The organism is Pseudarthrobacter sp. C4D7 (assembly GCF_013359725.1).
Classification (GTDB): Bacteria; Actinomycetota; Actinomycetes; order Actinomycetales; family Micrococcaceae; genus Arthrobacter.
Window position 1 is genome coordinate 1 of sequence record NZ_JABFMW010000004.1, and the last position, 19430, is coordinate 19430.

Consider the following 19430-nt stretch of genomic DNA (forward strand, 5'->3'; position numbering starts at 1 on the left):
ACGCCTGCCGCCACCGCATCCGCCAAATCGCCGAAACCCGCGACGGCTACACCGGAACATCACCGGTGGTCGCCAACGCACCGGCTGACACCTTCAAGAAGTAACTGCCCCAAACGTCCGACGGCGGCACCTGGGTTCTGGAAGTCCGGAACCCAAGTGCCGCCGTCGGGGTTTAAAGGTGCCTCAGCCCGTCACTTGGACGGCTTGACCACCATGGCGGACCCGCCGCCGCGCCTGACCGGCTCGGCTGCCGCCAGGGTGCGGCCGTCATCAAGGAACTCGATGGCGGTGGCTGCCCCGATCTCCGCGGCGGACGTGAACGAGTCACCCGACGGCGTCAGGACGTGGCCGAACCGGGAGGTCAGGGCCGGCCCGTACTTGTCGATGAACGCCGGTTCTGCCGTCACAGTCTTGGTGTTCCGCTGGGACGCACGGGGTGCCGCAATGGCATCCGGGGTGCTCATGCCCAGGTCGATGCGGTTGACGATGGTCTGCAGGACGGTGGTGATGATGGTGGAGCCGCCCGGTGAGCCCAGGGCCAGGAACGGTTTGCCGTCCTCCAGCAGGATGGTGGGTGACATGGATGACCGCGGCCGTTTGCCGGGTTCGATCCGGTTGGGGTCCGTGGCGCTGTAGACGGTGGAGAAGTCTGTGAGCTCGTTGTTCAGCAGGAAGCCTCGGCCGGGAACAACCATGCCGGAGCCGCCGGTCTGTTCAATGGTCAGCGTGTACTCCACCACGTTGCCCCACTTGTCCGAGACCGTCATGTTGGTGGTGGAGATGTTCTCCGTGTCCTTCTCGTCCGCGGCAGCGGCCGGTTTCATCGGGCAGGTTCCGTCGTAGTTGCTGACGTCACCGGCGGTCTGCAGGGGCTTCATGGCTGCCTTGTTGGGATCGAGCTCGCAGGCGCGTTCCTTACCAAAGGTGCGATCCGTCAGCGCCTCGGTGGGAACGTCCACAAACGCCGGGTCCCCCACGTATTTGGCACGGTCCGCAAAAGCCAGCGCGCTGGCCTCCAGGTAGTGGTGCAGTACGGCAGGCTGGTCCTTTTTCAGCGCCGGCAGATCGAAGACGTCCAGAATGTTCAGCGACTCCCCCACCGTGGTGCCGCCACTGCTGGAGGGTGCCATGCCGTAGACGTCATAGCCGCGGTAGTTCACATGCGTGGGGTCCTGGTCCAGTGCTTCGTAGTCCTTCAAATCCTGCACTGTCATGGAACCCACCGGGACGGGGAGCTTGGTATCCGGGGACTTGGGCGGGTTCTGTACGGTCTTGGAGATCTCCTCGGCCAGCGGTCCGGTGTAGAAGGCCTTCATGCCTTTGCGTGCCAGCAGGCGGTAAGTGTCCGCGAGGTCGTGGTTCTGGAATACGGAGCCCACCTCGGGCAGCTTGCCGCCCTTGAGGTACAGGTCCTTGGTGGAGGTGAAGGCCTCGAAGCGCTTCTGGTTGTCCGCGGTCTGGTTGCGGAAGGTCTCATCCACCACGAAGCCGCGGTCCGCCACCTTGATGGCTGGCTTCAGGGCATCCCCCAGGCTGATGCTGCCCCAGCGATCCAATGCCCGCTCCCACGTGGCGGGCGTACCTGGAATGCCTACCGAGACGCCGCTGGTGACCAGCTCAGGGGTGAAGGGGTACGGCTTGCCGGTGGCGGGATCGATGAAGGCGTCCTGCTTGATCCCGGCAGGCGCAGTTTCCCGGCCATCGATGGTGTTGACCTCCCCGGACTTGGCGTCGTAGTAGACGAAGTAGCCGCCACCGCCGATGCCGGCGCTGTACGGCTCAGTGACGCCCAGGGTGGCTGCGGCGGCAACCGCGGCATCCACCGCGTTGCCGCCCTTGCGGAGGACTTCGATGGCTGCAGCTGAGGCTTCCGGGTCAACGGTGCTGACTGCGCCGCCGTAACCGGTGGCGGTGGGGTCCTTGTCGGTCTGCCGGGGATCGGCCGCCGCGGGGCTGATGGCCCCCGTGGTGACGCTTAGGGCCAGCGCCGCAGTAACAGCTGCGAGCCGGCGTCCGAAATGTGGCATGGTGGCTCCTAAAGGGATGACGAGTGATGTGGGCCACGCTACTCTCCGGGTAGGACACACTCAACGACACCGGGAAGGAAGGGCACCATGCCGGGATCCAAACTCGCGGTAGTGGGCGCAGGCAGCGTCGGAACTTCGCTGGCGTACGCGGCACTGATCCGTGGCTCCGCCAGCAACATCGCGTTGTTCGATGTCAACGCGCCCAAGGCGGAGGCCGAAGCCTTGGACCTGGCCCATGGCAGCCAGTTCGCGGCAGCTTCCGCCACCGTCAGCGGCGGCGGGGATATCGCCGTGACGGAAGGCGCCGACGTCGTGGTCATCACAGCCGGGGCCAAGCAGAACCCCGGCCAGAGCCGGCTGGACCTCGCCGGCACGAATGTGCGGATCCTGGAACAGCTGATGCCGCCGCTGCTGGAGCGGGCACCCGGTGCTGTCTATGTCCTGGTGACCAATCCCTGCGACGTCCTGACGGTGGCCGCGCAGCAAATCTCCGGCCTGCCCCCGGAGCGGATCTTCTCCTCGGGTACGGTACTGGACACGTCCCGGCTGCGCTGGCTGCTGGCCCGCCGGGCAGGCGTTTCGGTCTCCAGCGTCCACGCCAGCATGGTGGGTGAACACGGCGACACCGAGTTCCCGCTCTGGTCCGGCGCCACCATCGGCCCGGTGCCGATCCGTGAATGGACGGACCACGGCGAGCGGATCTTCACACCCGAATACCTCACCAATACTGCACAGGAAGTGGTGCAGGCCGCCTACAAGGTGATCGCCGGCAAGGGGGCCACAAACTACGCCATCGGCCTCTCCGGGGCCCGCATCGTCGAGGCCCTGCTCCGCGACGACAACGCCGTCCTGCCGGTCTCCACGGTCCTGTCGGGGCTACACGGGATCTCCGGGGTGGCCCTGTCCCTGCCCAGCGTGGTCGGCCGCGGCGGCGTGCACCGCGTCCTGGAGACACCCATGGACGACGGCGAGCTGGCAGCACTGCGGCACTCCGCGGATACCCTGCGCCACACCATGGACGCGCTGGGCATCTGACGGCCGTCATGCAACGCCGCCGCAACCCTCCCGTGCGGCGGGTTCGCATAAGCTCAGTTCCAGGTGCCAAACGCAGGCCACCGGGACTGGCTCAACGACGAACCAACAGGAGTAACGCATGACCAACTGGCGGATCAGGGATTTCCATTCGGCGGACCTGGACGGCATCCTGCACCTGTGGGAGACGCTGAAGGCGAACAACGTGGAACCCGTCTACGCCCTGTCCGAGGTCCTCGCCTCCTGCGAAAAGGACCATGCAGTGGTGGCGGTGCTGGGCGAGCAGGTGGTGGGAGCCGCCGTCGGACGCGCCGCGCACGACCAAGGCTGGATTGTCTTCCTGGCCACCCTGCCCGAGTACCGCGGCCGGGGCATCGGCACCTCCCTGCTCGCCGCCGTCGAAAACCGGATGGCTCCGCACGGCCTGAACAAGCTCTCTGCGCTGATGCCGGAATCAGAAACCCGTGTGGAGGCGTTCCTGGGCCGGGGCTTCGCGCTCAAGAAGAACCTCCGCTACTTCGAACGGACCATCCCCGTCCAGCGCCAGGAACTCGGTGCCCTCGGCCAGCTGGGCGGCCGGGTCCTGGCCCGCGACCTGTGGGAAAACGTGGCCGGCATGCGTAACGAGAAGGAACTGCTCGAACGCCGCCTGGTGCTTCCGCTCGCGGAGGCGGACCTGGCGGATGAGTTCGGCGTGGTGCCGCCGCGCGCCGTGGTGCTGTTCGGCCCGCCCGGCACCGGCAAGACCACCTTCGCCAAGGCCATCGCCTCGCGGCTCGAGTGGCCGTTCGTGGAGGTGTTCCCCTCCCGTTTGGCCGGCGATCCCCAGGGCCTGGCGGGAGCGCTGCGCGAGACTTTCCTGGAAATCGCCGAGCTGGAGCACGCCGTGGTGTTTATCGACGAGGTGGAGGAGATCGCATCCCAGCGGGCCGGGGACCCGCCGTCGCCGCTGCAGGGCGTGACCAACGAGCTGCTCAAGATCATCCCGGCATTCCGCGAACAGCCCGGCCGGCTCCTGGTCTGCGCAACCAACTTCATCCGCGCGCTGGACTCCGCATTCCTGCGGCACGGCCGGTTCGATTACGTCATACCCATCGGCTTGCCGGACCGGCAGGCACGCGAGGCGATGTGGCAGCGCTTCATCCCTGCCACCGTGGTGGATGCCGTGGATGTGGAGCTGCTGGTGGAGCGCACCGAGGGCTTCTCGCCCGCAGACATCGAGTACGCAGCGCGCAGCGCCTCCCAGCGGGCGCTGGAGAAGGCAGTGTACGACGACGGCGGGCTGGCTTCCGGCGGCGACGTTTCAGTCCGCGAAGCGGTCCGGAAGGGCCCCTCCACCCAGGACTACCTCGACGCCATCGGCGATACACGCACCACCGTCAGCGCCGAGGTGCAGGCAGACTTCCTGGAGGACATCGAGGCGCTGGGGCGGGTCTAGTCCCCGGAGCCGGCGTCGTACCGAAGGTTTTCGTAATCGGTGTCATCCGCCTCGTCCAACTGTTCGTCGAACTCTTCCAGCAGCCAGGGGTTGACGCGGGCCAGGATTTTGCGGATCTCCTCCACGTCAACGGCCGCGTAAAGCACAGGCCGGGCGTCCAGGTATTTAGTAACGGGCGGCTTGTCGGGCCACTTTTCGGCCAGCGCCTGGACGCGTTCGGGCAGTGAATTGTGCGCATTGTCGGCGATCTTGACCAGGGCGGCATCATGGTCCTGGGCTATCTCATGGATGCCGGACAGGTAGTCATCAGGGTTTTCGTGCAGCCGGTTGGTGACCCGTTCAATGATGTCGACGGCGCGCTCGGAGACCCCCATGTCCAGCAGCGCCTGCCGGGTCATCGGGGTGTCCTCGGCAATGTCATGAAGGTACCCGGCGATCCGGACGTCGTCGTCGAAGTCTGCCAGGGCGTCTCCCACTGCCAGCACATGCTCCTTGTAGGGCCGCTTGAGCTTGTCCTTCTGGCGGTTGTGCGCCACCTCCGCAAGGACACGGGCTGTCTCGGGCGTGAAACTGCTGGCGGCGCGGTGTTCCGTGGATTCTGGCATGACTCCAGACTACGGGGCGGAACGGCCGCCGGGGGCGGACCAGACCCACGGTTCCCGGGGCAGCAGCCCGGGATCAAACCCGGCCAGGGCACGCTCGAGCGGCCCCGGAGGAAGCCCCAACGAGGCGAGCAGGTGGTCCCGCACCGCATCGGCGCCGATGCCGGCCGCTGCCAGGTCCGCCAGCGTGACGGCACCGTCGCGCTTGGCCAGCCTGGCGCCGTCGCGGTTAACCACCAGGGGCACATGGGCATATTCCGGAACGGGAATATTCAGGAGCGCTGCGAGATAGGCCTGCCGCGGGGTGGAGGGCAGCAGGTCATCGCCGCGGACCACCTGGTCTATGCCCTGCTCGGCATCATCGACCACCACGGCGAGGTTGTAGGCGGTGACGCCGTCATTGCGCCGCAGCACAAAGTCGTCCACCACACCCGTGAAGGGGCCGTGCAGGACGTCCTGGACCGTGTAGTCGGTGACGCCGGCCCGCAACCGCAGGGCGGCCGGGCGGATGGACCGTTTGAACTCCCGTTCCGCCGGATCCAGGTTGCGGCAGGTGCCCGGATAGGCACCCTGCGGTGCATGGGGCGCCGAGGCCGCTTCCTGGATCTCCCGGCGGGTGCAGAAGCATTCATACGTCAGTCCGGCGTCTTCGAGCCGGGCGATCGCCTGGTCATACAACGGTCCGCGTTCGGTCTGCCGGACTGCGTCGCCGTCCCAGGTCACGCCGACCGCGGACAGGTCGCGCAGCTGTACCGCTTCTGCTCCTGCACGGGCCCGGTCCAGGTCCTCCACCCGCAGCAGGAACCTGCGCGCGGTGGATCGGGCAAACAGCCAGGCAAGGATGGCGGTCCGCAGGTTTCCCGCATGTAGCTCTCCGGAAGGGCTGGGGGCAAAACGGCCGGCAGAGGTCATGGCACAACCCTAGACGGAACAACACAAGAGCCCCTCAGCTACCGATGACTGCGGAAAATCCGTTACGTCGGTAGCTCAGGGGCTCTTGCCGTGTTTGCAGAGTGAGCATGGTGTGAACAAGCCTCAATCAGCGGCGGCCTCCTTGCGGGAAGCGGTGTCCAGCCTGCCGGGTGGTGTGCCGGGAACCTGTAGCCTGCGGGGACCAGCGGTAGCTTTTGCCCTTGTTGCCACTATTTCAGCAGATCTTCTACAGTTAGAACAACAAGCAGGACTTGGGTTAGTCATTCTGATCAAATCCTGAGCATGGATCAGACAGGAAGTGATCAGATTGCAGGAACTGGACGCTACGGACAAGCGCATCCTGAAGGCCTTGGATGAGGATCCGCGCGTCCCGATCATGGTGCTGGCGCAAAAGCTGGGCCTGGCCCGTGGGACCGTGCAGTCGCGGCTGGAGCGGATGTCGGCCTCGGGGGCCTTACGCCCCAACAGCAGCCGCGTCCTCCCGGCGGCCCTGGGCAGGGGTGTGGCTGCTGCCGTGAGCGCGGAGCTGGACCAAAGCCACCTGAACGAGGCCATCGCCGCGCTGCGCAGGATTCCGGAAGTCCTGGAGTGCCACGCGCCGGCCGGTGACACCGACCTCCTGATCCGGGTGGTGGCCAAGAGCCCGGATGATCTTTACCGCGTCTCCGAAGAAATTCGCCTCTGCCCCGGCATCGTCCGGACATCCACCAGCATGTTCCTGCGCGAGGTCATCCCGTACCGCACCACCGGCCTCCTGGGAGGATAGTCCTCCCCATCGCCGGGGCGCGGCAGCCCGGTTAGGCTGGCGGGAGGATTCAACCGGGGGGAACACATGGCGGGGAACTTTTACGGCAGCGACGTGGCGCAGCTCAGGCAGCTCGCCAAGGAGCTCACCGGCAGCGCCAACCGGCTCAACTCCCTGGGGCAGCAGCTCTCCAGCAGCATCGGCTCCGGGTTGTGGAAAGGGCGCGACGGCGAGAGGTTCCGCAATGACTGGACCTCCTCGCACGCCAAGCTCCTGAGGTCGGCCACCGCCGGGCTGGAATCGGCGTCCAAAGCCCTCCTTGCCAACGTGGACGAGCAGGAGAAAGCAAGCGCCGGCGGCGGTGCCGGGGGTGCAGCCGGCGGTTCTCCCGCAGGCACCCCCGCACGTGAGCTGACAGACGAACTCAGCGGCATGTCGCCCCAGGAACGGGATGCGTACCTGAAGTCCGCGGAGTTCCAGCAGTGGGTCCGGGAGAGCCAGGCCAACGCCGATGCCGCCAAGACCGTCCTGGACGGCCTGGTGGACTCGGGTGTGCTATCCCCCACGCGGCCGGGAGGCCGGGCCAACGGCTATGGCACCTTCCTCCAGCAGTACTGGGCGGAGTCCGCCATGCGGCAGGCCGGGATCGATCCCGGCCACTGGGACCCGGCAAAGGGCGTCGACTACAACCGCGCCGACATCTACAAGGTGTACGCCTTTTACGCAGAGCTGTACAAGGCCGATCCCCGCATGGAGTGGATCGGCATGGCAAACCAGGTGGGGCCAACGTTCATTGCCGGCTTTGAGGACATCGCGTTCCTCCATCACATGGCGGCGGCCGGCCGTGACATCACTCCGCTGATCGCGGGAGCAGACCCGGTGACCAAGGCAGCCCTTCGGGCCCTTGCCACGGCCGGAACCTCTGAGCTGCAGTTCTACGAGACCACCTTCCTGAAGATGCAGAAGGAGATCTTCTCGGACATCGGATCCCAGCACTTCGCCTATCAGCAGGGCGGGATCGCCGAAATCCAGCGCCTGGAGGCCGCCGGCATGGTGACCCCGCGCATGGCTGACGCGTGGGGAGGCATCGATTCCGTTCCGCCGTATTCCGGACCGGAGGGCTACCACCACCTGACGCCGGCCCAGCAAACGGCCCTGCACCAGGCATCCTTCAACATGGCCGACCAGGAACAGAACTACATCATTGCCGACGACTACGACAACATCCGGGCACGACCCACGGGAGTGCCGTTTACCGAAGCCATGACCGTCCTGGGCGAACCAAGCCTCGTTGGAGCCAAGTCCTACTACGAGCAGTTCCCCGCGGTCACCCCCTACGCGGACGTCCGGCGGTTTCCCCCGGTTGGCATCGACGTCCATCACGGCAACATCTCCGATCGGCAGGACCGCTGGAACCTGATCGACCAGGACACGCTGGGGGCCTATGAGAAATGGCTGCACGGCGAGAAAGACCCCTACGGTGAGATGGTGAAGCCCATGCCTGCCCGAGTGGAGGAGTACCGGATGGTACCCAAGGAAGTCCGCGATGCCGTGGGTGCGCCATGAGGCTGAGGTTCATCGTCACAGTCCTGATCGCATCGCTCTTGAGCGGTTGCGGCGTCATCCCTGCTGCAGATCCAAAGGAAAAGGAAGCGATAGTGGCTAACGGCAACTCCCAGTTCACCCCGGAGGGCATCGATGCCATCAAGAGCAGCGGGAAGGCCTTTTTCGATTTCACCGAGCGGCCGATGGATATGTCTGCCCTGGGGTTTCCGGCGGGATCGGACGGGGCTTTGGTCGCGGCTGACTCCGGCAAGCTGATCAACGTCAGCATGACCACCCCCAACGGCGTGGTTGAGATGTCAACGGACACCATCCGCATCCGGCCCGGTGCTGACAACATGGTGGACCACGTGGATATCTTCGTCAATTACCCGGAGGCCCAGGACGCGAACCGGGAAATCAAGCGGGCCGCAGATGAACTGGGCTTCGTCATGCTGCAGGACGCCGAGCCCATCGACGCCGATTTCAAGGACGGCTCCGGCAAGGAGCAGTGGATTCCCGGGATGGGCAACAAAACGGGGACTGTCTTTTCCGCCGAGATTCTTTCCAACCACGACACCGGCCGGATGACGTTCGTCTACTCCGTGCAGCTTGCCGATAAGTACTACACCCCTGACGCTGAGGAAGGCATCGCGTCCACGGGCAGGCCGTAGGCCGTTCCTACACCGGCGGCCCCGCGTTGGACTTCAGGTTCTTCATGACCAGCGTCGACGTCAGCCGCTCCACCCCGGGCAGGGACGTGAGCTCGGTGTCGTAAAAGCGCTGGTAAGCCGGCAGGTCAGCGGCGATGATCTTTAGCAGGTAGTCCGGCGAACCGAAAAGGCGCTGCGCCTCGATGATGTTGGGATTCTCTGCCACCCGGGTTTCAAAGATTTCCATGGTGGACCTGTCCACCTGGCGGAGCGTGACAAAGACGATCGCTTCGAAACCCAGCCCCACGGCAGCGGGGTCAACGTCTGCCCTGTACCCGCGGATGACGCCGGACTGCTCCAGGTCCCGGAGCCGGCGGTGGCACGGAGCCACCGTGAGGCCCACCTTCGCGGCGAGAGCTGTGGCAGTCATCCGGCCATCCTCCTGGAGGTGGCGCAAAATATTTCTGTCGATTCTATCCAGCACGCAATAAACATACTGCGGGCGCCGCGAGGCGGGCGAAAACCGGACAGCACTTTTGGTCGGATTCTTTCTATGGTTGCTCCTGAGAGCGTTTCGACAGGAGAAAACCATGAATCCGCAGCTGTTCCTGGCCTTTTTGGTGGTGGCCGCCGCCCTGGCCTGCACGCCGGGAGTGGACTGGGCCTACACCATTTCCGCAGGCCTCCGGCAGCGCAGTTTCGTTCCCGCGGTGGCGGGGCTTTGCGGCGGCTACGTCCTGCACACGGCCCTGCTGGTGGCGGGCCTGGCTGCGGTGCTGGCCGGAATGCCCGGCGTGCTGGGCTGGATCACCCTGGCTGGTGCCGGATACCTGCTGTGGCTCGGCGTGGGTACCCTCCGGACATGGCGCGGTGCCAGCTTCAGTGCGGATGCCGCCGTCGGGCCGGGAACCCAGCTGCGCACCTTCCTGCAGGGGATGGGCACCAGCGGCATCAACCCCAAGGGCCTGCTCTTCTACGTGGCACTCATTCCGCAGTTCGTCAGCGCCGACGCATCGCTGCCGGTGCCGGTGCAGTCGGGGCTCCTGGGGATGACATTCGTGGCGCTGGCGGGCCTGGTCTACACGGTGGTGGCCCTGCTGTCCCGCACGCTGCTGCAGAGCAGGCCCGGCGCAGCGCGCTCGGTGACCCTGGCCAGCGGCATCATCATGGTGGCGCTGGGGACTGTCCTGCTCGGGGAGCAACTGCTGCCCTTCCTGGCCGGCCGGTCGTAGGCGGACCGGCCCCTAGTCCCCGCTGAGTTCCTTCCAGTCCTGCTCCCAGATCCGCCGCATCTCCTCGTCCTTGCGGATGGGTACGGGCGGCTCCAGCTCCCGCTGTGGTTCAGGGTCAACGCGCCGGCGTCCCCAGTCGCGTGGATTCAGCGAACGGCGGCTCGATTCCAGGACCAGCAGCGCCCGGTCCGTCAACGCATCGTTGCGCAGCGCAAGATGCGTCTTGCGGCGGCGCAGAACCTCGGCAACCGCCTGGTGGGCCGCGTCCAGCCGGCCTTCCCTGCGGAGGGCGCGGCCCCGGACCAGCAGAAGGGCAGCGGAGAGGTCATCCGCGTTCAGCAGGCCCTCCGTCCAGTCGATGACTGTGCGGCTTCGGCCCAGGCTGAGGGCAAGGGAGCAGCGCGCCAGCGCCAGGGGTAGCGACGGCGGCAGCCCGGCGAGGGCGTCGAGCGCCGCTTCCGTGCGGCCCGTCTCGCGCAACGAGTGCGCCAGGGCAAGGAACACCGATTCCTCGCTGAAGAGCACCGGAATCTCCACCCGTTCGGCCAGCTCGATCCGGCTGACGATCCTGGTGAGGTAGGTGGAGGAGTACCGGTTGGCCTCATCGTCATTCCTGGTGCTCAGCCCGCGCTGGAGGAGCTCGGACGCACGGAGATAGCCGCCGTGCTTGTACACCAGCAGCCCGGCCATCAGGTAGCATAGGCCGGCCCATCCCGGGTAGGCGCGGGCCAGGGTGATCAGGCGTTCGGGTTCGCGGCTGGTGAAGACGGCGTCGTGGACCGCCTTGGCAGGCTTGGGGAGCAGCCGTTTGAGCCGGGGGACCTCACCGTCGATGGACAGCAGCGCCGGGTTGCGTCCGCCCAGGACGCCGGTGAGCATGCCGCCCACTCCCCCGGCGAGATCATGGACGGGGGTGCGCAGCTGTGCCTGCCCGAAGGGGGTGAGGTCGCGGCTGTCCCAGTAGATCGGTGCAGTCTCCCCGGCGCTCATCCTTAAATGCTAACCGCGGGTTTGAGGGCCCGCGCCCGAAGCAGCCTTACCACCCGGTGGCGGCGGCTATCCATACGCCGATCACCCAGGTGCTGGCGGCCAGGCAGGCAAGCCCGAATTCGGCGAGCATGCCCAGTCCGGTTGCCTTGAGGGCCGCCCAGCTGGACTTTGACGCGGCTGAGATGTTCCGGGTGCGCAGGAATTCACTGGCCAGCAGCCCGGCGGCGAAGCCTACGAAGAGTCCCACCACGGGAATGATGAACATCCCCGCCACACCGGCCACCAGGGCCACCACCACGCTGCGGCTGGGAATGGCGTGTTGTTTGAGCTTCCGGCCGGTGAGGACCGCCCCTGCGGTCATCCCGGCCGCGACGAAGACCATGGCCACCGCGAACACCACCCAGCCCGCCGTTCCTGCGCCGCCCCAGATGGCCCACGCCAGCAGGCTCACGCCGATCAGCACGCTCCCGGGCAGGACAGGAATGATGGTGCCGGCCACCCCCACCAGGATCGCCAGGCCGCACAGGATGGTCACCACGGTTTCGGAGGTCATGCTGCCCAGTCTAGGGGCCGGGTTCAGCGCGTTAACGCCCGACGGCGGTGCCTCCTTCCGGGAAGGAGGCACCGCCGTCGTGGTCTCCGAAAGGACCGAGTCCTACTCCGCTTCGACCGCGGCGGCCACGGCGGCGGTGACGGCCGGGGCCACTCGCGGGTCCAGCGGGCTGGGCACGATGTAGTCGGCCGAGAGGTCCTCTTCGGCGAGCTCGGCGATGGCGCGGGCCGCGGCGAGCTTCATGGCAGGGGTGATGCGGCGGGCACCGGCGTCGAGGGCACCGCGGAAGATGCCGGGGAACGCCAGGACGTTGTTGATCTGGTTGGGGAAGTCGCTGCGGCCCGTGGCGACGACGGCGGCGTACTTCACGGCAACCTCGGGGAGGACTTCGGGGTCCGGGTTGGACAGCGCGAACACAATGGCGTCCTTGTTCATGGTGGCCAGGTGGGCCTCGTCCAGCTTCGAGGAGGAGACGCCGATGAAGACGTCGGCGCCGGCCAGTGCCTCGGCGGGGCCGCCGGTGATGCCGCGGGGGTTGCTGCGGCCGGCAATGTCCGCCTTCTTGCCCTCGGGGCTGGCGGCAAGGTCGGCGCGGTTGCTGTTGATGATGCCCCGGGAATCGAGCAGGACCACGTCGGTGATGCCGGCGGCGAGCAGGATTTCCGCGACGGCGATGCCTGCCGCGCCTGCACCGGACACCACCACCTTCAGGTCTTCAAGGCCCCGGCCGGTCACCTTCGCGGCATTGGTCAGGGCAGCAAGGGCCACCACGGCGGTGCCGTGCTGGTCGTCGTGCATCACCGGGCAATCCAAGGCTTCGATGAGCTTTTCCTCAAGCTCGAAGCAGCGCGGCGCCGAAATGTCTTCAAGGTTCACGGCGCCGAAGCTGGGACGCAGGCGGACCAGGGTTTCCACGATCTCGTCCACGTCGGTGGTGTTGAGGACCAGCGGGATCGAATCCAGGTCGCCAAAGGTCTTGAACAGCGCGGACTTGCCCTCCATGACGGGCAGCGAGGCGCTGGCGCCGATGTTGCCCAGGCCCAGGACGGCAGTGCCGTCGCTGACCACGACCACCAGGCGTTCAGCCCAGGTCAGCGTGCGGGCCAGTTCCGGCCTGGCATGGATGGCGCGGCTGACCTCAGCAACACCCGGCGTGTAGGCGATGGACAGATCCCGCTTGTTGGACAGCGGAACGGTGCTGGTGACGGACAGCTTTCCACCCTGGTGGGCGCTGAAGATCTCGTCTTCGGTCAGGGCCGTGGCAGCTGAATTGTCGGTGGCGGTGATTGCGTCAATGGACACGTCGTTGTCTCCTGGTGCTTGCCGTGGGCGCACGGCACATGGGGCTGGAGTCCGGAAGCCGGGTCCAGCAGGGAAAAGTAGTGCGACAGGAAACCCAGGGGTGTCGGGTCCGAGGGAACGCCGGGGATGTTTCCGCCCTGCCGCTCCGGTGCCTCCATGGTAAGTGGCTGCACGGAGGCGTTGGCGCGCCTCTTGACAGACTGATACGACGCCAAAACGTTTTATCGCACTAAAAAGTGGCCCGCATCACGTAATTATGGCGGATTTAATCAGTCTTTGGTCTAGACCAGTTACGCCGATCGACCCACTGTTAACCCGGACTCCGCGTTGGAGGACAGCCGCCCGCAGGCCTTCTTGAGGTCTTCCTCGGCTTCGAACAGCGATAGCCTGCGGTTGCGGACGGACTGGACCAGACCAGTGACCGTAAGGAGCAGTACCCTCGCACCCACGGCGTCACCGCAGACGCCGGCCACGAGCTTTTCGCTGAGTGCGTCGATCTCCCTGAGGAGCTCGGTGGTGTCCTTTTCCGGCAGGTACACGCTCCGGCTGAGGCACTGCTCCACGGCGGGCTGCATGACGCGCATATGGAAAATTTCCATCAGCAGGCCGGAGAGGGCACGGCCGCGGAAGCGCTGGGACGAGCCCCGGGAGCCCGCCTGCAGTTCGTCCAGCTGATGGCGGTACAGCGCCAGCATCAGATGGGTGGGGGATGGAAAGTACCGGTAGAGCGTGCCCAGGGGGACGTCTGCCTTTTCCGCGATCTGGGCGGGGTCCACGGCTTCAAGCCCAGTACGGGCAAAGCCGGCGGCGGTATCGAGGATCCGTGCGTAGCGGATTCGCTGGCGTGGAGCGGAAGGCCTGGCGGCCATGGGCGGATGATCTGAAAGAGTCTCGGGCATCAGCATTCCGGGGTTGTGTCGTAGGGACTGCGGCCAGGAGCGCCCCCACTTCCGTACCGCCCTGCAGCCCGGTTCAACTATACGGCACAGCAGTGTGCCCTAATTGGTCAGTGGCCTTATCTTCAGGGGCCGCAGGGTCAGTCGACGCCCTTGATATTGACCACGAAGACGGCGCCCAGCAGTCCGATGACCGCGGCGGTGGTGAACAGGGTGCCGTACCCTCCGAATTTCGTCACCGCGAGGTAAGCCAGACCCGTGGCGAACACCTGCGGCAGCGAGGCAGCCACGTTGATGACCCCCATGTCCTTGCCGCGGTCCGCGGCCTGCGGGAGCACCTGCGTCAGCAGGGCAAAGTCAACGGCCTGGTAGGCGCCGAAACCGATGCCCAGGATTCCGGCCCCAATCAGGGCGCCGGTCCACACGGGGAAAAGCGCCATGGTGAGACCTGCCATGGCGATCATGGCGGAGGACGCGATCACGAATGGCTTGCGCCTACCCACCCGATCGCTCCACGGCCCCGCGATCACCGCAGTGATCATCACCAACACCGCATAAATGCCGGTCAGGGTCAGGACCCCCAGCGCCGGGTTCTCATGCTTGATGACGTCCGTGAGGAAAAAGATCAGGTACACAATGGTCAGCTGGTTGCAGACGTTCACCAGGAAGCGGGTGAGCCACGCCCAGGCGAAGTCCGGGTGGCGGACGGGGCTGATCCAGAAGCCGCGGAGGAAATGGCCCCACGAGAATGGCGGGCGCAGCTCCCTGGGCAGCGGCGGGTCGTTCCGGTGGAACAGGTACGGCAGCACAGATAACAGCAGCGCTGCCGCGCACATGGCGTATCCCACCATGAAGTTCCCCGAAACCACCGCCCCGAAGACCGCGCCGAGGAGGATCCCCGACGTCTGGCCCAGGGCCGCCAGTCCTCCCACGCCGCCCCGCTGCAGCACCGGCACGCGGTCCGGAATAGCGGCGGTAATGGCGGCATAGGCCGCGTTGGCGCCCAGCTGGACCAGGCACCAGAACAGCACCATCAGGGCAACAGCCGTGGCCCCGGACAATGCAAGCAACGCCGCCGTGGCAAGGATGGCACCTGCCAGAACCCAGGGGGAACGCCGGCCGAACCCCGAGACCGTCCTGTCGGACAGCGCACCGAAGAGCGGATTGGCAACCAGGGACACGGCGGCCCCGCACCCAAGCACGAGGGAGGCGATGGCTTCCTTGTTTGCTTCGTCGATGCCAATGGCCTGCTGGGCGATGAAGATGTTGATGGGTCCGAAGAACGCGGCGTTGATGCCAACGTTGACCAGCACCAGCCCGGTGACCCAGCGCGCGGTGACCTTCTGTGTCGGTTCGGCGAGCGCCGCAGTCGTGGCCCGCGGAAGGTCCGGCGGGACCGGCGTGTTGGACAGACTCATATCTTGTTCCCCCGGGCAGGTGCTGATGCTGGAAATCAGACTATCGTGGGCCTTGCCCGGCGTCTGTGCCGCACGCGGGCGGGATTTGCCCGTGCGGTGCACCGAGGCTCAAAGGAGAACCACATGACTGCTGCTTCCACCCCTGCGGTGAACACCGCCGACCTCTATGACGAGCGCGGCGACGACCTGGCATCGGTGTCCCTGCAGTTCCAGTCCCTGGGCGGCCGGTCCCATTTCAGCGGCCCGGTCCGGACCATCCGCTGCTTCCAGGACAACGCCTTGGTGAAGTCCACCCTCGGGTCGCCGGGAAACGGTGCGGTGCTGGTGGTGGACGGCGGCGGCTCGCTGGGCACTGCCCTGATGGGGGACATGATCGCCGAGAGCGCCGTGGCGAACGGCTGGGCCGGCGTCGTGATCCACGGCGCCATCCGCGACCGGCTGGCGATCGCAGACCTGGACCTCGGCGTCAAGGCGCTCGGCAGCAACCCCCGGAAGAGCCAGAAGGCCGGCGCAGGCGAGGTTGACGTGGACGTGGTCATCGACGGCGTGACCTTCCGCCCCGGCGCCACCGTCTGGTGCGATCCCGACGGCATCCTGGTGGAGCCCTAGGCCACGCCGGGCCGGCGCCCAGCCAACACACAACGCGTGGTGGGAATAGAAAGACCCGGTAAGATAGTTACTGAAAGCAACTATCGCTGCTTATATCCTTTTCTTCCCTTGGAGCACCCATGTCCAAAGCCACTGCCGCGCCGGGCGCCGGAGAAACCCTAACGAAACGCCAGATCGTCACCGTAATGGTGGGCCTGATGCTGGGCATGTTCCTGGCATCCCTTGACCAGACCATCGTCTCCACGTCCATCTACACCATCGCCAACGACCTGGACGGGCTCTCCCTGCAGGCGTGGGCCACCACCGCGTACCTGATCACGTCCACGGTCAGTACCCCGCTCTACGGCAAGCTGAGCGACATCTTCGGGCGCCGCCCGCTGTACCTGAGCGCCATCGCCGTCTTCCTGGTGGGCTCCCTCTACGCCGGGTCGGTGCACTCAATGACCGAGCTGGCCGTTGCCCGCGGCATCCAGGGCCTGGGCGCCGGCGGCCTGCTGGCCCTGGCGCTGACCATTATCGGGGACATCGTCTCCCTGAAGGACCGCGCCAAGTTCCAGGGCTACTTCATGTCCGTCTTCGGCATCTCCTCGGTCCTGGGGCCGGTAGTCGGCGGGGCGTTCGCCGGTTCGGCCAACATCCTGGGCTTCGACGGCTGGCGGTGGGTCTTCTTCATCAACCTGCCCATCGGACTCGCGGCCTTGACCGTGGTTTTCCTGTTCCTGCACCTGCCCGCCAAGCACCTCAAGCAGAAGATCGACTACTGGGGCGCAGCCGCGATCACGGTCGCGATCGTTCCGCTCCTGCTGGTGGCCGAACAGGGCCGCACCTGGGGCTGGACCTCGCTGAACTCCTTCCTCTGCTACGGCCTGGGCGTGGTGGGCATTGCGTGGTTCCTGCTGGCGGAAAAGCGCGCCGGTGACTACGCCCTCATCCCGCTGCGGCTGTTCCACAACGTCACGTTCGGGCTGTCCTCGCTGCTGAACTTCATCATTGGCATCGGCATGTTCGGTGCCATCGCGATGCTCCCCATGTACCTCCAGCTCGTGAAGGGCCTCACCCCCACCGAAGCCGGCCTGATGATGATCACCTTCACCGTGGGCATCCTGTTTGGTTCCATCACCGCCGGCCGCACCATCTCGGCCTCGGGAACGTTCCGCATCTTCCCCATCATGGGTACCGGCATCCTAACCGCCGCCGCCCTGGTGATGGGCTTCTCCCTTGGCGTTGACACCGGGCTCTGGGTGCCGGGCCTCATCGCTGTGTTCTTCGGCGTAGGCCTGGGCTTCTGCATGCAGCCGCTCACCCTGGCCATGCAGACCTCCGTGCCGCCGCGGGACATGGGCGTGGGAACGTCCTCAGCGGCGTTCTTCCGCTCCATGGGCGGCGCCGTGGGAACCGCCGTCTTTATCTCCATGCTGTTCAGCCTGGCCGCCAACCGGATTGCCGACGGCATGAAGGCTGCCGCCACGGATCCCGCCTACCTGGCTGTCCTGAAGGACCCTGCCGTGGCATCGGACCCGGCCAACGCCAAGCTGTACGACTTCTTCAAGAACGGCGCGTCCAACGATTCCCTGAATGACACCAGCTGGCTCCACACCGCCAACAGCACGCTCACCAGGCCGATCACCGAAGGCTTCGCCACGTCCATTGACACGGTGATGCTGACGGCCGCGGCCCTGACCGGCCTGGCGTTCCTCATCAGCTTCGCCCTGCCCCGGAAGAAGCTGACCGACCAGAAGGCCTCCCCTCAGGACCAGGACGGGATGGCTCTTCCGGCCCACTGACCAGGGAAAATATGGCTGGATGGGGCGACGACGGCGGCACGGACCGCCGCCGTCGCCCATCCTTTTAAGCCGGGTGGCATAGGGGCGGCAGCTTCCCCCGAGTGGATTGGGGCGCCGCGGCGTGGAACACTTGCGGAAGCGCACCGGCGAACGTGACCGGTTCAGCAGTCGACGACGTCCGCACCGCTTCCACCCATTCCAGACCCCAGGGAGAACCATGCCCACTGCACAGGAGCAGACCAAAACCGGGATACCGCGGCGGGTGATCTGGCTGGCACTTGCGGGGGCAGTGGGCGGATTCCTCTTCGGCTTCGATTCGTCCGTGGTCAACGGGGCCGTGGATGCGATGCAGGACGAATTTGCGCTCTCCGAGGCCGTCACGGGCTTCGCCGTGGCCATAGCCCTGCTGGGCTGTGCGGCCGGCGCCTTCCTTGCGGGCAAGGTGGCGGACCGGCATGGCCGCATCCCGGCCATGAAGCTGGGCGCGCTGCTGTTCCTGGTCAGCGCCGTGGGCACCGGCTTCGCGTTCGGCGTCTGGGACCTGGTGTTCTGGCGCCTCGTGGGCGGTCTGGGCATCGGCCTGGCGTCGGTCATCGCGCCGGCCTATATTTCCGAGATTTCGCCGCGGCAGGTGCGCGGCCGCCTGGCCTCGCTGCAGCAGCTGGCCATCACCACCGGTATCTTTGCCGCCCTGCTGTCCGACGCACTCCTGGCCACCACTGCCGGTGGCGCGGACCAGCGCTTCTGGCTGGGCATTGAGGCCTGGCGCTGGATGTTCCTCGCTGCCGCCGTCCCGGCCGTGGTCTACGGCTGGATTGCCTTCACGCTGCCGGAGTCCCCGCGGTTCCTGGTGTTCAAGGGCAAGGAGGAGGAAGCCCGGAAGGTCTTCGCTTCCATCGCCCCCGCCGAGGACACCGACCGGCACATCCGTGAGATCCAGGAAGCCATCGAGGAAGACAAGGTGGCCGGCCAGAAGGGTTCACTGCGCGGCAGGACCTTTGGCCTGCAGGCAGTGGTCTGGGTGGGCATCATCCTGTCCGTGCTGCAGCAGTTCGTGGGCATCAACGTGATCTTCTACTACTCCACCACCCTGTGGAAGGCTGTGGGCTTCCAGGAGAAGGACTCCCTCACCATCTCCGTGGCAACGTCCATCACCAACATCCTGGTGACCCTGGTGGCCATTGCCCTGGTGGACCGGGTGGGCCGCCGGCCCATCCTGCTGTCCGGCTCCGTGGGCATGGCCGTGTCCCTGGGCGCCATGGCCCTGGCCTTCTCCTCCGCCACCGGCACCGGCGAAAACATCAGCCTCCCGGGCGCGTGGGGTCCCGTGGCCCTGGTTGCCGCCAACGTGTTCGTGGTCAGCTTCGGCGCCTCCTGGGGCCCCCTGGTGTGGGTGCTCCTGGGCGAGATCTTCCCGTCCCGGATCCGGGCCCGGGCACTGGGCCTGGCCGCTGCAGCGCAGTGGGTGGCAAACTTCATCATCACCCTCAGCTTCCCGGTCATGGCGTCCGCATCACTGCCATTGACGTATGCCATGTACGCCCTGTTCGCCGCCGCGTCCTTCTTCTTTGTGATGTTCAAGGTGCCGGAGACCAACGGCATGTCCCTGGAGCAGGCGGAGACGCTGTTCGTGCCGAAGGGTTCAGCGAAGGCCAAGTAACGCCCCATCAGCTT

18 protein-coding genes are annotated in these 19430 nt (G+C 66.3%); 9 read left to right on the plus strand and 9 right to left on the minus strand.

Annotated elements, in window-relative coordinates; translation table 11 throughout:
* Positions 1 to 191: 191 nt before the first annotated feature.
* On the minus strand, positions 192 to 2027 hold the full coding sequence (gene ggt, locus HNO81_RS04590; RefSeq protein ID WP_175316960.1) for a gamma-glutamyltransferase: 1836 nt from the start codon (positions 2025 to 2027) through the stop codon (positions 192 to 194).
* An 87-nt stretch (positions 2028 to 2114) separates the two neighbouring features.
* On the opposite strand from ggt, the gene HNO81_RS04595 reads away from it, so the two are divergent.
* Together HNO81_RS04595 and HNO81_RS04600 are read left to right on the plus strand one after the other, a co-directional pair.
* Positions 2115 to 3062 carry an L-lactate dehydrogenase gene (locus HNO81_RS04595; RefSeq protein WP_175316961.1) on the plus strand — a complete coding sequence of 316 codons (948 nt, stop codon included), beginning with the start codon at positions 2115 to 2117 and terminating at the stop codon, positions 3060 to 3062.
* Positions 3063 to 3180: 118 nt separating this feature from the next.
* Positions 3181 to 4497 carry an ATP-binding protein gene (locus HNO81_RS04600; protein ID WP_175316962.1) on the plus strand — a complete coding sequence of 439 codons (1317 nt, stop codon included), beginning with the start codon at positions 3181 to 3183 and terminating at the stop codon, positions 4495 to 4497.
* On the opposite strand, the gene HNO81_RS04605 is transcribed toward HNO81_RS04600, so the two are convergent.
* Together HNO81_RS04605 and gluQRS are read right to left on the minus strand one after the other, a co-directional pair.
* Entirely contained in the window at positions 4494 to 5102 is a 609-nt protein-coding gene (locus HNO81_RS04605) for a phosphohydrolase (protein WP_175316963.1), read from the minus strand. The two genes, HNO81_RS04600 and HNO81_RS04605, sit on opposite strands and share 4 nt — an antisense overlap.
* Before the next feature lie 9 nt (positions 5103 to 5111).
* Complete coding sequence (gene gluQRS, locus HNO81_RS04610; RefSeq protein WP_175316964.1) at positions 5112 to 6011, minus strand: tRNA glutamyl-Q(34) synthetase GluQRS; 900 nt, start codon at positions 6009 to 6011, stop codon at positions 5112 to 5114.
* A gap of 328 nt (positions 6012 to 6339) precedes the next feature.
* Here gluQRS and HNO81_RS04615 point away from each other — a divergent pair, with 328 nt between their 5' ends.
* The 3 genes from HNO81_RS04615 to HNO81_RS04625 all read left to right on the plus strand — a co-directional run bounded on the left by HNO81_RS04615 (position 6340) and on the right by HNO81_RS04625 (position 8993).
* Positions 6340 to 6798 (plus strand): Lrp/AsnC family transcriptional regulator, encoded by a 459-nt coding sequence (locus HNO81_RS04615; RefSeq protein WP_175317140.1) that lies wholly within the window; start codon positions 6340 to 6342, stop codon positions 6796 to 6798.
* A gap of 66 nt (positions 6799 to 6864) precedes the next feature.
* Entirely contained in the window at positions 6865 to 8343 is a 1479-nt protein-coding gene (locus HNO81_RS04620) for a WXG100 family type VII secretion target (RefSeq protein WP_175316965.1), read from the plus strand.
* A gap of 92 nt (positions 8344 to 8435) precedes the next feature.
* On the plus strand, positions 8436 to 8993 hold the full coding sequence (locus HNO81_RS04625) for a hypothetical protein (protein WP_175316966.1): 558 nt from the start codon (positions 8436 to 8438) through the stop codon (positions 8991 to 8993).
* A 7-nt stretch (positions 8994 to 9000) separates the two neighbouring features.
* Here the strand turns inward: HNO81_RS04625 and HNO81_RS04630 are convergent, their stop codons facing one another.
* Complete coding sequence (locus tag HNO81_RS04630; protein WP_175316967.1) at positions 9001 to 9456, minus strand: Lrp/AsnC family transcriptional regulator; 456 nt, start codon at positions 9454 to 9456, stop codon at positions 9001 to 9003.
* 106 nt (positions 9457 to 9562) lie between these two features.
* On the opposite strand from HNO81_RS04630, the gene HNO81_RS04635 reads away from it, so the two are divergent.
* Entirely contained in the window at positions 9563 to 10204 is a 642-nt protein-coding gene (locus HNO81_RS04635; protein WP_175316968.1) for a LysE family translocator, read from the plus strand.
* 12 nt (positions 10205 to 10216) lie between these two features.
* On the opposite strand, the gene HNO81_RS04640 is transcribed toward HNO81_RS04635, so the two are convergent.
* From HNO81_RS04640 to HNO81_RS04660, 5 genes are all read right to left on the minus strand, one after another.
* Positions 10217 to 11194, minus strand: coding sequence for a hypothetical protein (locus tag HNO81_RS04640; RefSeq protein ID WP_175316969.1), 978 nt, complete (start codon positions 11192 to 11194; stop codon positions 10217 to 10219).
* Between the two features lie 46 nt (positions 11195 to 11240).
* Complete coding sequence (locus tag HNO81_RS04645; protein WP_175316970.1) at positions 11241 to 11747, minus strand: DUF456 domain-containing protein; 507 nt, start codon at positions 11745 to 11747, stop codon at positions 11241 to 11243.
* Positions 11748 to 11849: 102 nt separating this feature from the next.
* Positions 11850 to 13049, minus strand: coding sequence for an NADP-dependent malic enzyme (locus HNO81_RS04650; protein ID WP_175316971.1), 1200 nt, complete (start codon positions 13047 to 13049; stop codon positions 11850 to 11852).
* Between the two features lie 290 nt (positions 13050 to 13339).
* A complete protein-coding gene (locus HNO81_RS04655) occupies positions 13340 to 13948 on the minus strand; it encodes a TetR/AcrR family transcriptional regulator (RefSeq protein ID WP_175316972.1) in 609 nt (202 codons plus the stop codon).
* 137 nt (positions 13949 to 14085) lie between these two features.
* The gene (locus HNO81_RS04660) at positions 14086 to 15363 is read right to left on the minus strand and encodes an MFS transporter (protein ID WP_175316973.1); all 1278 of its coding nucleotides are present in this window, start codon (positions 15361 to 15363) and stop codon (positions 14086 to 14088) included.
* 123 nt (positions 15364 to 15486) lie between these two features.
* Between HNO81_RS04660 and rraA the strand changes: the two genes are divergently transcribed.
* From rraA to HNO81_RS04675, 3 genes are all read left to right on the plus strand, one after another.
* The gene (rraA, locus tag HNO81_RS04665; RefSeq protein ID WP_175316974.1) at positions 15487 to 15972 is read left to right on the plus strand and encodes a ribonuclease E activity regulator RraA; all 486 of its coding nucleotides are present in this window, start codon (positions 15487 to 15489) and stop codon (positions 15970 to 15972) included.
* Between the two features lie 119 nt (positions 15973 to 16091).
* Positions 16092 to 17756 carry an MDR family MFS transporter gene (locus HNO81_RS04670; protein WP_175316975.1) on the plus strand — a complete coding sequence of 555 codons (1665 nt, stop codon included), beginning with the start codon at positions 16092 to 16094 and terminating at the stop codon, positions 17754 to 17756.
* Positions 17757 to 17973: 217 nt separating this feature from the next.
* The gene (locus HNO81_RS04675; RefSeq protein WP_175316976.1) at positions 17974 to 19416 is read left to right on the plus strand and encodes a sugar porter family MFS transporter; all 1443 of its coding nucleotides are present in this window, start codon (positions 17974 to 17976) and stop codon (positions 19414 to 19416) included.
* Positions 19417 to 19430: the final 14 nt, after the last annotated feature.